Below are 11875 nucleotides of genomic sequence, written 5' to 3' on the forward strand. Positions count from 1 at the left end.
TAAATGTTGATCAGGGGATTCGCCTTATCCGCGACGCTGCTTGCGTTCGCGCCCGACGCCATGGCCGGCGAGCCGCAGCCCGGCGTGTTTCGCCGGGCCTCGTGCACGGTGGTGCGGTACTATGTTGCGAAATATTCCGCTGCCGCCGCAGAGACATGGGCGCGGTCCCATGGCGCGACCGAGGCGGAGATCGAGGCCGCACGCCGCTGCGTGGCAAATGCGCCGGCGCCTGCTCAAGCGCCTGGTCCGGCCAAAACCCAGACAGTCACGGCCGGCTGGGCAGGCCAGTAGGCCGCCCACAGGGAACCATTCGATCCTTGCCCGATTCGCTTCCACGGTTTAACCGGGCGGCATGGGAAAACGAATCGTTCCGCCGGAAGAACCGGCCGAAATTCATGACGTGCCGCTGCGTGAGGCGCTGGAAGAGCGCTATCTCGCCTATGCGCTGTCCACCATCATGCACCGCGCGCTGCCGGACGCGCGCGATGGCCTGAAGCCGGTGCACCGGCGCATCCTCTACGGCATGCGGCTGCTCCGGCTCGACCCCGGCACCGGGTTCAAGAAGTCTGCCAAGATCGTCGGCGATGTGATGGGCTCGTTCCATCCGCATGGCGACCAGGCGATCTACGACGCCATGGTCCGCCTCGCGCAGGATTTCTCCTCGCGCTACCCGCTGGTCGACGGCCAGGGCAATTTCGGCAATATCGACGGCGATAACCCCGCCGCCTACCGCTACACCGAAGCGCGCATGACCGACGTCGCGCGGCTTCTGCTCGAGGGCATCGACGAGGATGGCGTCGAATTCCGCGCCAACTACGACGGCCAGTCGAAAGAACCCGTCGTGCTGCCCGGTGGTTTCCCGAACCTGCTCGCCAACGGCGCGCAGGGCATCGCGGTCGGCATGGCGACCTCGATCCCGCCGCACAATGCCGCCGAGCTTTGCGACGCCGCGCTGCATCTGATCGAGAAGCCCGACGCGAAATCCAAGGCGCTGCTGAAGTGGGTCAAGGGCCCGGATTTCCCGACCGGCGGCATCTGCGTCGATTCCAAGCAGGCCATCGCTGAAGCCTACACCACCGGCCGCGGCTCGTTCCGTGTCCGCGCCAGGTGGGAGCAGGAAGAGGGCGCGCGCGGCACCTGGGTCGTCGTCGTCACCGAGATTCCGTATCTGGTGCAAAAGTCGCGGATGGTCGAGAAGATCGCCGAGCTGCTCGACCAGAAGAAGCTGCCGCTGGTCGGCGAAGTCCGCGACGAGTCCGCTGAAGACGTGCGCCTCGTCATCGAGCCGAAGTCGAAGAACGTCGATCCCGCCCTGATGATGGAATCGCTGTTCCGGCTGACCGAGCTCGAGAACAAGATTCCGTTGAACCTCAACGTGCTCATCAAGGGCCGCATCCCCAAGGTCGTGGGGCTCGCGGAGTGCCTGCGCGAATGGCTGGACCATCTGCGCGACGTGCTGATCCGCCGCAGCAACTTCCGCAAGGCGCAGATCGAGCACCGGCTGGAAGTCCTCGGCGGCTTCCTGATCGCCTATCTGAACATCGACAAGGTGATCAAGATCATCCGCACCGAGGATGAGCCCAAGCCCGAGCTGATGAAAGCGTTCAAGCTTACCGAGGTGCAGGCGGAAGCCATCCTCAACATGCGCCTGCGCTCCTTGCGCAAGCTCGAGGAGATGGAGATCCGCACCGAGGACAAGAACCTCCGCGCCGAGCTCAAGGGCATCAATGCGGTGCTCGCCTCCGAAGCCGAGCAGTGGAAGAAGGTCGGCGAGCAGGTCGGCAAGGTCCGCGACATGTTCGGACCGAAGACGCCGCTCGGCAAGCGCCGCACCACTTTTGCGGATGCGCCCGAGCACGACCTCGCCGCGATCGAGGAGGCCTTCGTCGAGCGCGAGCCGGTGACCGTCGTCGTGTCCGACAAGGGCTGGATCCGCACCATGAAGGGCCATGTCGAGGATCTCTCGGGGCTCGCCTTCAAGCAGGACGACAAGCTCGGCTTCGCCTTCTTCGCCGAGACGACCTCGAAGCTTCTGCTGTTTGCGACCAATGGCAGGTTCTACTCGCTCGACGTCGCGAAGCTGCCGGGCGGTCGCGGTCACGGCGAGCCGATCCGGCTGTTCATCGACCTCGAGCAGGAGGCGGCACCCGTCGCGCTGTTCGTCCACAAGGGCGGACGCAAATTCCTGGTCGCGAGCAGTGAGGGCCAGGGCTTCGTCGTCAACGAGGACGATTGCGTCGGCACCACCAAGAAGGGCAAGCAGGTCCTCAACGTCGAGATGCCGAACGAGGCGCGCGCGGTCACCGAGGTGCTCGGCGACACCGTCGCCGTCATCGGCGAGAACCGCAAGATGCTGGTCTTCCCGCTCGATCAGGTGCCGGAGATGGCCCGCGGCCGCGGCGTGCGCCTGCAGAAGTACAAGGACGGCGGTCTCTCTGATGTCGCCGTGTTCGACGCCAAGGCAGGCCTGACCTGGAAGGACTCCGCGGGACGCGAGTTCAGTGCGACCATGAAGGAGCTCGCCGAGTGGCAAGGCACCCGCGCCGACGCCGGCCGCCTGCCGCCGAAGGGTTTCCCGAAGTCGAACAAGTTCGGCCGCGTGATCGGGTAGAGCAGTCTCTTGTCCCGGACGCGCTGCAACGCCCTTCGCGTTGCTGCGCAGAGCCGGGACCCACGCCACACGGATTGCTGGGAGACATGGGCCCCGGCTCAGCAGCGCACCGCTACGCGCTGCGCTACGTCCGGCGCACGAGGGAGTGTGCCAGGCTCTCTCCCCATCGTCATTGCGAGCGCAGCGAAGGCAATCCAGACTGCCGCCGCGGGAAGACTCTGGATTGCTTCGCGGAGCTCGCAATGACGAGAAGTAGCAGCGCGCTTCTCCAATTTGCATCCCGTGGCGCGCAAACGCTTGGCAGATAGTCGTGAGCGCATAAGTGCCTGCGTCGATCGGGCACGAACATTGCCTTTTCCTGGCGACTGCAAAACGGCTGGTCAAAAGGCAAAAACACTCCCATGTTCAAACTGAAGGCTTTCATTCCGGCGCTGCTCGGCCTTGCGCTGGTGGCGGCGCCCGCACATGCGGCGGGCAATCTCGTCGCGGTGCTCGAGGCGGAGATTGTCACGCTCGATCCGCATTTCTCCACGGCCTATATTTCGCGCACGTTCGGCTACATGGTGTTCGACACGCTGTTTGCGAAGGATTCCAAGGGCGACATCAAGCCGCAAATGGTGCAGGACTGGAAGGTCTCGCCTGACGGCCTGACCTATACGTTCACGTTGCGCGATGGCCTGAAATGGCATGACGGCCAGCCGGTCACGGCGGCCGATTGCGTGGCCTCGCTGCGTCGCTGGGGCACCCGCAGCGCGCTCGGCCGCCGCATTTTCGCGATCACGGCTTCGCTCGAACCGACCGATGCAAAGACCTTCGTGCTGACGCTGAAGGAGCCCTCCGGCCTCGTCATCGACGCGCTCGGCAATCCCGTCAGCCCGGTCGCTTTCATGATGCCCGAGCGCATCGCGAAGACGCCGGGCGACCAGCGCATCACCGAGATCATCGGCTCCGGCCCGTTCGTCTACAGCAAGGCCGATCACCGCACCGGTGACCGCATGATCCTGAAGAAGTTCGCCGACTATGTGCCGCGCCCCGAGCCCGCCGACTTCCTCGCCGGCGGCAAGCGAGTCAATGTCGACACGCTGGAGATCCGCGTCATTCCCGACGGTGCGACCGCAGCCTCCGCGCTCCAGGCCGGCGAGATCGACTTCATGCAATACGCCCCGTTCGATCTGTTGCCGCAGCTGGAGAAGAACTCCCGCGTCAAGCTCGTCAACTTCACCGGCGGCAACATGTTCGCGGGCGCTTACCGCCTTAACGCCGCGTCGAAACCGTTCGACGATCCCGAGATCAGGCGCGTGCTGTGGAAGCTGGTCGACCAGCGCGAGGTGCTGGATGCGCTCGGGCTCGATGCCAAATACGCCGCTCCTTGCGCGACCTATTTCACCTGCGGCACCACCTATGAGAGCAAGGCCGGCACGGAAGCTGCGGCAAAGCCCTCGATCGAAGCGGCGAAGGCTGCGCTGAAGGCGACCAAATATGCCGGCGAGCCCGTGGTCGTCATGGAGGCCAACGATCTCGAGGCTCCGCGCGTCTCGGCGCAGGTGCTGGCCGAGCGGCTGAAGGCTGCCGGCTTCAACGTCGATCTGCAGGTGATGGACTGGGCGAGCGTGCTGGCGCGCCGCGCCAAGAAGGAAGGCTGGAGCGTCTATGGCGTTCACGCCGGCGGTTTCGATCTCGGCTCGCCGCTGACCAACGTCATGGTCGCCTTCAACTGCGCCGACTTCACCGGCTGGCAATGCGATGCGCGCATCACGCCGCTGATGGAAGCCTTCGCCAAGGCGCCGGCCGAGGCGGACCGCAAGAAGATCGCGGGCGAGATCCAGACCGTCATGTACGACCAGGCGCCCGCAATCCCGTGGGGCCAGTTCGCGCAGCCCGCGGCCTATCGCGCCACTCTGCGCGGTCTGATACCGTCCGCCATCCCCGTGTTCTGGAACGTTGAGAAGTAACGCGATGTACGATGTCATTGTTGTCGGCGGCGGCTCTGCCGGCGCTGCTGTTGCGGCACGGCTCTCCGAGGATCCGGCACGGCGCGTCCTGCTGTTAGAGGCCGGTCTCGACTGGCGCGCCGATGAGGCGCCCTGGGAGGTGCGGACGCCGAACCCGATCCCGATCATCCACAAGCGCGAGTATCAGGAGAAATGGCAGTGGCCCGATCTCTTGACGCGCCGCGTGGCCGGACAGGAGCAGCGCTTCTACTGGCGCGGCAAGGGTCTCGGCGGCTCTTCGATGATGAACGGCCAGATCGCGATCCGCGGCGTTGCCGATGCCTTCGACGAATGGGCGGCCAATGGTTGCACCGGCTGGTCGGCCAAGGAGGTGATGCCGCTATTTTCGGTCATTGAGGACGATCTGGAGTTCGGCGATGCCGATGGCCATGGTCGCGGCGGGCCGCTGCCGGTCTATCGCGCGCCGCCGGAGACATGGGGCCCGATCGATCGCGGCTTGCGCGACGCGGCGCTGGCGAGCGGCTATCCCTGGTGTGCCGACGTCAATGGTCCTGATGGCGAGGGCGTCGCCTGCTACCCCATCAACAGCCGCAACTTGCGCCGCATCACCACCAATGAGGGCTATCTCGAGCCCGCGCGTGGCCGTGCCAATCTGGAGATCCGCGGCCATGCGCTGGTCGATCGCGTGCTGATCAGCGACGGAAAGGCAACCGGCCTCCGCGTTCACATCGAAGGGCAGGGCACCCACGACATCAGCGCGCGCCAGATCGTGCTCTGCGCCGGCGCCATTCACAGTCCGGCGATCCTGCTGCGCTCGGGCATCGGACCGGCCGAGGAGTTGAGGGCGATGGGAATCGCGGTCGCGCGCGATCTGCCGGTCGGCCGCCACTTCTTCGACCACCCGCTGTTTCGTGCCACGATCCAGCTGCGGGAGGAGTTTCGTCCCACCGATCCCGATACCCGCCACACCAATTGCTGCGTGACCTACTCTTCGGGCCTCGCCAATGGCGGCAAGCGCGACATGATCCTGATCGCGTTCAACCATCGCGGCATCGGGGTAGCAGGGGCGATCGGCGCCGGGCTGTTCAACGCGTATTCTCGTGGAACGCTCAAATTGGCCTCGACCGACCCCGCGATCGATCCCATCGTCGAGGAGAACATGCTGGCCGATCCCCGCGACATGCTGCGGATGATGGATGCGGTGAAGCGCCTTGCCGTCATCACCTCGCAGCCGGCGCTATCAGGCATTACTGACTGGATCAGGCTCACGGACACCGACCTGACGCTGCCGCAGGCGGCAGCGCTGCCTGATCACGAGCTCGATGCGCTGCTGCGGCGGGAGACCGGCGACATCCAGCACGCCGCCGGCAGTTGTCGCATGAGCGGCGCTGGCGACGCCGATGGCGTGGTCAATCCTGACGGCACGGTGAAAGGGATCAGCGGCTTGCGCGTCGCCGACGCGTCCATCATGCCGTCGGATTGCCGGGCCAACACGCACTTCACGACGGTGGTGATCGGCGAGGCCATTGCGCGGATGATGATGCGGTAGCGCGACAACGATGGTGTCATGCCCCGTCTAGTGCGCAATTGCGCACGGGGGGCGATGACACCGAGAATGAGGCAAGACTGGCCACCGCTCCGTTGCACGTTTCAAACAGCGGGCGAGCGTTCGCGTTCTCGGGGCTTAAAGCGCCCGAGTTCTACCTCTCGCAGCACCCTCGAAGAAGACAAGGGCGCAGGGAAGGCCGGGCGCCGGCCACGCCCAGAAGCATCTTCAGATTTCGCAACCGGTCAAATTCAATGCCTTGAGCAAGCCACCAAATGCCTTGAGCCGACAGGGCTCGGTAGAGCTGGCGGCCTTTGAACGTTGGACATTGGCGGTTTGCCTGATAACGGTTGCCCTGGGCTTCGGCTTGGGAGCGGTCGCGATCTTCTTCGAATTGTGCCGATGACGGGCAATCGGCTTCGGCTCGGACGAGCCAATATGGACGTCTTCTGGCGGAGCAACGCGGTCTTCAACCAAAGCAGCCTGTGTCGGCGTCTCGCTGTTCACAGCAACAGTTTCAAGGCGATCAGCCTTCGCCAGGGCGCCATGTGAAGCAGAAATGCCTGTGCTTTGCTCGGCGATCACGGCTGCGCGACGCGGTGGAGCTCTCAGCTCCATCGCCGACAGCATTCCTACACTCAGCAGGATAAGGAGGCCCAACAACGCCATTCTCAGCATAATGCGCCTCTAACCTGCGTTAGTGCTGCTGGAAATTCTCCGCTCCAATGAGGCAACTTGTCGGCGGGCCGCCCACCCGCGACGGATCATTTACCGACAGGGTTAACGTCGGTGACGCTCCCGCACGTGCCGAGAATGCTGCCGCTCACGTCCTTCCGGCAGCGAACCGATGCGATTGCACGCGCCCTCAGATCACCCCCGCCATCCGCAGCACCACGCCGGCAGCACAGCTCCCCGCCAGCACCGTCAGCATCCCCAGCTTGAATCGGAAGATCGCGGTGGCGGCTGCGATGGCCAGCACGAGCGCCGGCACGTCGACGCTCGTCAGCACGGGCATGTCGAAGTTCAGCGGAAAGGCATGCACCGGAACCGTCTCGCGGAACAGCGTATGCAGTGCGAACCAGATCGAGAGGTTGAGGATCACGCCGACGACCGCGGCGGTGATCGCGCTGAGCGCGCCGGCGAGGCCCGTGTTGCCGCGCAGGCGCTCGATATAGGGCGCGCCGACGAAGATCCAGAGGAAGCAGGGCGTGAAGGTGACCCAGGTCGCGAGCAGTCCGCCGAGCGTGGCCGCCAGCATCGGCGACAGGCCGCTGGGGTCGCGGTAGGCCGCCATGAAGCCCACGAATTGGAGCACCATGATCAGCGGGCCCGGCGTGGTCTCGGCCATGCCGAGGCCGTCGAGCATTTCGTGGGGCTTGAGCCAGTGATAGTGCTCGACCGCCTGCTGGGCAACGTAGGCCAGCACCGCATAAGCACCGCCGAAAGTGACAAGCGCCATCTTGGAGAAGAACAGCGCGATCTGGCTGAAGACGTTGGCCTGTCCGAGCGCCGCGAGCAGCGCGATCACGGGCACCAGCCAGAGCGCCAGCCACAGCGTGCCCACGCGGATTGCGCGCGCCGTGTCGGGGCGGACATGATCGGGCACGGCATCGCCGAGCATGCTGTCGATCACGGCGCCGCTGCCGCCAGGACCGTGACCGACCGGTGCGAACTCCGGACGGCCAGCTCGCGCACCGGCATAGCCGATGATGGCGGCGGCGATGATGATGATGGGGAAGGGGACCGCGAAGAAGAAGATCGCGATGAAGGCCGCGGCCGCGAGCGCGATCATGATGCGGTTCTTCAGCGCGCGCTTGCCGACGCGCACCACGGCCTCGACGACGATGGCGAGCACGGCGGCCTTGAGGCCGAAGAACAGCGCCTCGACGAAGCTGACATTGCCGAAGGCGGCATAGATGTAGCTGAGACCCATGATGGCGATGATGCCGGGCAGGATGAACAGCCCGCCCGCCATCAGCCCGCCGGCGGTGCGATGCATCAGCCAGCCGACATAGGTTGCGAGCTGCTGCGCCTCAGGTCCCGGCAGCAGCATGCAATAGTTCAGCGCATGCAGGAAACGGCCCTCGGAGATCCATTTCTTCTCGTCGACCAGGATGCGGTGCATCACCGCGATCTGGCCCGCGGGCCCGCCAAAGCTGAGGCAGGCAACGCGGACCCAGACGCGGAACGCCTCGTTGAAGCTGACGCCGTGACCGGCGTCAGCTCCTGCTTGAACGTTACGGGTGTCCATTACGCCTTCACCTTGTTGGTCGGCCAGTTGTGGGTCTCGGTGGTGGCGTCGCGGCACCAGCGGTAGAAGGCGTCGTAGAGCGTCATGCCGGCCTCGAGCTGCTCGAGATCGTCATCGTACATCCGCGACAGCCCGAGCGAGGCCGCCAGCAGGCCGGGCGCTTCAGGTGCGAGGTCGGGCCGCGCGGTGTCGGCGCCGCGCACCAGCGTTGCGAGGCGAAGCAGGGCCGGCGTCGCAATGCCGAACTCCTCGATCATGACGTCGAAGGTGCAGAGCTCGCCGCGGTGGCTCCAGAACACGTTCTCGATGTCGAAGGGGGCCGCGCCGAAGCGCTCGCCGACGCCCACCACCTCCGACGGCGCGACGTACAGGAACACCGCGTTGGGATCGACGAAGCGGCGGATCAGCCACGGGCAGGCGATGCGGTCGACCTTCGGCCGGGCGCGCGTCACCCAGACGGTGCGCCCCTTGGCATCGCGCGGCGGCAGCTTGCGGGCATCGACCAGCGGCAGCTTGGCCGCCTTCCAGCCCTCGAAGCCGCCCTCCAGCGTTTCGGCCTGCACGCCGAGCTGGCGCAGCCAGGCCGCGGTGCCCTGCGCGAGCTTCTCGCCGCGGAAGCAGGAGACGACGGCACGGCGGCCGGCGAAGGCGCCGCCCCAGTCCGTCACATTGTCGTGGCTGAGCTTGATGGAGCCGGGGATCAGCCGCCGGTCGGCGGCGAAGTCCTCCTCGGTCCGAACATCGATCAGAACAGGCGCGTTCGCCGTGCCGATCAGCCGTGCCAGTTTGTCAGATGAGATGGTCGTGAATGTAGACATGATGCGTCCTCGCAAGAAACGAACGGGACGCGATGCTTGGGCTTGTCGCCTCGTGGGGAGATCGCTCAAATCCCCATGGCGCTGATTACAGCGAAACTAAGAAGCACTGTCAATCCGCGGGACGATTGGACCTTAGAAAATTGCTGCCCCCCGTCTATATTGCGCGCCGACAGACCTGAATCTTCGGGAGAATTCGATGCATTCGCATTCCATCGAACAATGGACCCATGACCACGCCTTCCTGGGCGAGAAGCACGACGAGAACGAGCGCCGCACCTGGTTCGTGGTCGTGCTGACGCTGGTCATGATGGCCGGCGAGATCGTTGCCGGCTCGCTGTTCGGCTCGATGGCGCTCCTGGCCGACGGCTGGCACATGGGCACGCATGCGGCAGCGCTCGGCATTGCCGCCTTCGCCTATCGCTTCGCGCGCCGGCATCTGGGGAATGCGCATTTCACCTTCGGCACCGGCAAGTTCGGCGACCTTGCCGCCTTCGCCAGCGCAATCATCCTCGGGCTGATCGCGGTCGAGATCGCCTATGAGAGCGTGCTGCGGCTGATCACGCCGGTGCCGATCGTCTATGGCGAAGCCATGGCCGTGGCTGTCCTCGGCTTGTGCGTCAATCTCGCCAGCGTGTGGCTGCTGCGCGATAGCCACGATCATCACCGTCACGGTCACGACCATGGCCATGCGCATGATGACCGCGCCGATCATGACGATGACCACGACCACGATCATCACGGCAAACATCACCATCACCACGACAACAACCTTCGCGCGGCCTATGTCCATGTCATGACCGATGCCGCAACCTCGGTGCTGGCGATCGCAGCGCTCGCCGTCGCCATGTATTCGGGCTGGGTCTGGGCCGATCCGGCGGTGGGCCTGATCGGCAGCGTCGTGATCGCAAGCTGGGCGTTCGGCCTGATCAAGACATCGGGTGCGGTGCTGCTCGACGTGCGCGCCGACGAGAAGCTGGAGCGGGTGATCCGCTCGCGCGTGGAGGTCGGCGACGATCGCGTGACCGACCTGCATCTCTGGCAGGTCGGCCCCGGCCATTGCGCCGTGCTGCTCTCGGTGGTGTCGGACAAGCCGAAGCAGCCGGCCGTCTACAAGCGGCGGCTCGCGGGGCTGAAGGGCCTCAGCCACGTCACCGTCGAGGTCGAGACCTGCCCGCATTGACGTGAGGGATCAGCCTTTCGGCGCCGTCACCGTGGGCGGGCTCGCGTCCGGCGTCTTCTTTGGCTTCAGCATGCCGGCATAGAACGACAGCAGCCAGACCAGGAGGACGGCGAGAAGGTAGACGCCCCAGGCCTGCGGCGGCGTGGTCGCCCAGCGCAGGAGGCCTTTGAAGGTGCGGGGCGGGCCGGCGTCGTTGCTCATGGCTCGCTTGTGCGCGAAAGCGACGGTGCGGTCAATCCGGCCGCCGCTCGGCACGGATCAGGAACAGCGCCGCCAGCGCCGACAGGCTGAGCGCGGATGAGACAATCAGCACCTTGGCGCCCATGACGTCGATGAGCAGGCCGAAGACCAGCGGCGCCACCGCCTGCGCCATCCGCGCCGGCGCGCCGATGATGCCGAGGCGGTAGCCGAAATCCTTCGGGCCGAAGATCGACAGCGGCAGCGTGCCGCGGGCGATCGTCAGGATGCCGTTGCCGGAGCCGTGGAACAGCGCAAAGGCGCTTGCAGCCGCACCGCCGAAGATCGCGACGATCACGGCTCCGACCGGGTGGGTGAGGCTGGCGAGCCGTGTCGACCACAGCGGATGGAAGCGGCTGAGGAAGCCGGCCTCTAACATGCGGGCACCGACTTGCGCCGGGCCGATCAGTGCGCCGGCCGCGATGGCCTCGGCCGGCGTGGCCCCCGTCGTCTCCAGGATGCGCGGGAAATGCGCGGCCATCGCGCCGGTGACGGTCCAGACCGCGGCGAAGATGAAGGCGAGCAGGAGCATGGTGCGGTCGAGCGGCATATGCGGCTTCTTCGCCGTGGCCGCGGCCTGCTTCGCGCCCTTGATCACCGGCAGCATGAAGAAATTGAGCGGCAGGCCGATCAGGATGTTGGCGGCGGCCCACGCAAAACAGGTCTCGCGCCAGCCGATATGGGCGATGCCCCAGGCGGTGAGCGGCCAGCCGACGGTGGAGGCGAAGCCCGCCATCAGCGTGATGCCGGTGATCGGCCTGCGCGCCTCGGTGCCGTAGATGCGGCCGAGCGCTGCGAAGGCGGCGTCGTAGAGACCCATCGCCATGCCGATGCCGAGCACGAGCCAGGCGAACGCCATCACCGCGATCGATTGCGAGAACCCAAGGAGCACGAGGCCGGCGGCAATGGTCAGGTTCGAGGCCGAGAGCACCTGACGGCCGCCGACGAGATCGATCTGCCGTCCGATGCGCGGTCCGAGCATTGCCGAGATCACCAGCGCGGCCGAAAATGCGCCGAAGATCCAGTTGGAGGAGACGCCGAGGTCGTGCGACATGGGATCGGCGAGCAGCGCCGGCAAATAGTAGCTGGAGGCCCAGGCGAGGGTCTGCGTGGTGCCGAGCGCGAGGATGATCGGAAGCTGGCGATGGGTCATCGGCGCGTGCCGCCGATTCTGGCCGAGGAAGTCTTCATCGCCGGCATTTGCCGCCCGCACGGCAAGTGCGTCAACCGCGCCCGCGACATATTCGATCTGCAAGGGACGGGGAACCTTGCACTCGGCC

Annotated in this window: 10 protein-coding genes; 5 read left to right on the plus strand and 5 right to left on the minus strand. The window is 65.8% G+C overall.

Translation table 11 applies throughout. From position 1 onward, the window contains the following. The first annotated feature begins 3 nt into the window (after positions 1–3). From JQ566_RS19635 to JQ566_RS19650, 4 genes are all read left to right on the plus strand, one after another. Complete coding sequence (locus JQ566_RS19635; RefSeq protein WP_212374646.1) at positions 4–291, plus strand: hypothetical protein; 288 nt, start codon at positions 4–6, stop codon at positions 289–291. A 61-nt stretch (positions 292–352) separates the two neighbouring features. Further along, positions 353–2611 (plus strand): DNA topoisomerase IV subunit A, encoded by a 2259-nt coding sequence (gene parC, locus JQ566_RS19640; protein ID WP_212374647.1) that lies wholly within the window; start codon positions 353–355, stop codon positions 2609–2611. Positions 2612–3012: 401 nt separating this feature from the next. Further along, entirely contained in the window at positions 3013–4563 is a 1551-nt protein-coding gene (locus JQ566_RS19645; RefSeq protein ID WP_212374649.1) for an ABC transporter substrate-binding protein, read from the plus strand. Between the two features lie 4 nt (positions 4564–4567). Then, positions 4568–6112 carry a GMC family oxidoreductase gene (locus JQ566_RS19650; protein WP_212374651.1) on the plus strand — a complete coding sequence of 515 codons (1545 nt, stop codon included), beginning with the start codon at positions 4568–4570 and terminating at the stop codon, positions 6110–6112. A gap of 225 nt (positions 6113–6337) precedes the next feature. On the opposite strand, the gene JQ566_RS19655 is transcribed toward JQ566_RS19650, so the two are convergent. The 3 genes from JQ566_RS19655 to JQ566_RS19665 all read right to left on the minus strand — a co-directional run bounded on the left by JQ566_RS19655 (position 6338) and on the right by JQ566_RS19665 (position 9178). Next, positions 6338–6739, minus strand: coding sequence for a hypothetical protein (locus tag JQ566_RS19655; protein ID WP_249139611.1), 402 nt, complete (start codon positions 6737–6739; stop codon positions 6338–6340). Between the two features lie 235 nt (positions 6740–6974). Continuing rightward, complete coding sequence (chrA, locus tag JQ566_RS19660) at positions 6975–8360, minus strand: chromate efflux transporter (RefSeq protein WP_212374655.1); 1386 nt, start codon at positions 8358–8360, stop codon at positions 6975–6977. Then, a complete protein-coding gene (locus JQ566_RS19665; RefSeq protein WP_212374657.1) occupies positions 8360–9178 on the minus strand; it encodes a chromate resistance protein ChrB domain-containing protein in 819 nt (272 codons plus the stop codon). The genes chrA and JQ566_RS19665 overlap by 1 nt, the downstream gene beginning before the upstream one ends. 196 nt (positions 9179–9374) lie before the next feature. Here JQ566_RS19665 and dmeF point away from each other — a divergent pair, with 196 nt between their 5' ends. After that, entirely contained in the window at positions 9375–10358 is a 984-nt protein-coding gene (gene dmeF / locus JQ566_RS19670) for a CDF family Co(II)/Ni(II) efflux transporter DmeF (RefSeq protein ID WP_212374659.1), read from the plus strand. A gap of 9 nt (positions 10359–10367) precedes the next feature. On the opposite strand, the gene JQ566_RS19675 is transcribed toward dmeF, so the two are convergent. Beyond that, complete coding sequence (locus JQ566_RS19675; protein WP_212374661.1) at positions 10368–10559, minus strand: hypothetical protein; 192 nt, start codon at positions 10557–10559, stop codon at positions 10368–10370. A 31-nt stretch (positions 10560–10590) separates the two neighbouring features. Continuing rightward, positions 10591–11748: an MFS transporter gene (locus tag JQ566_RS19680; RefSeq protein ID WP_212375046.1), complete on the minus strand. Its 1158-nt coding sequence runs from the start codon at positions 11746–11748 to the stop codon at positions 10591–10593. Between the last annotated feature and the right edge of the window lie 127 nt (positions 11749–11875).

Origin of the sequence: Bradyrhizobium sp. SZCCT0231 (genome assembly GCF_018130245.1) — a bacterium.
GTDB lineage: Bacteria > Pseudomonadota > Alphaproteobacteria > Rhizobiales > Xanthobacteraceae > Bradyrhizobium > Bradyrhizobium japonicum_F.

Bases quoted from the DNA above. Each gene is read 5' to 3' on its own strand.
- chrA (WP_212374655.1), bottom strand. From the start codon at position 8,360: ATGGACACCCGTAACGTTCAAGCAGGAGCTGACGCCGGTCACGGCGTC.
- parC (WP_212374647.1), top strand. From the start codon at position 353: ATGGGAAAACGAATCGTTCCGCCGGAAGAACCGGCCGAAATTCATGAC.
- JQ566_RS19680 (WP_212375046.1), bottom strand. From the start codon at position 11,748: ATGACCCATCGCCAGCTTCCGATCATCCTCGCGCTCGGCACCACGCAG.
- JQ566_RS19650 (WP_212374651.1), top strand. From the start codon at position 4,568: ATGTACGATGTCATTGTTGTCGGCGGCGGCTCTGCCGGCGCTGCTGTT.
- JQ566_RS19675 (WP_212374661.1), bottom strand. From the start codon at position 10,559: ATGAGCAACGACGCCGGCCCGCCCCGCACCTTCAAAGGCCTCCTGCGC.
- JQ566_RS19635 (WP_212374646.1), top strand. From the start codon at position 4: ATGTTGATCAGGGGATTCGCCTTATCCGCGACGCTGCTTGCGTTCGCG.
- dmeF (WP_212374659.1), top strand. From the start codon at position 9,375: ATGCATTCGCATTCCATCGAACAATGGACCCATGACCACGCCTTCCTG.
- JQ566_RS19665 (WP_212374657.1), bottom strand. From the start codon at position 9,178: ATGTCTACATTCACGACCATCTCATCTGACAAACTGGCACGGCTGATC.
- JQ566_RS19655 (WP_249139611.1), bottom strand. From the start codon at position 6,739: ATGCTGTCGGCGATGGAGCTGAGAGCTCCACCGCGTCGCGCAGCCGTG.
- JQ566_RS19645 (WP_212374649.1), top strand. From the start codon at position 3,013: ATGTTCAAACTGAAGGCTTTCATTCCGGCGCTGCTCGGCCTTGCGCTG.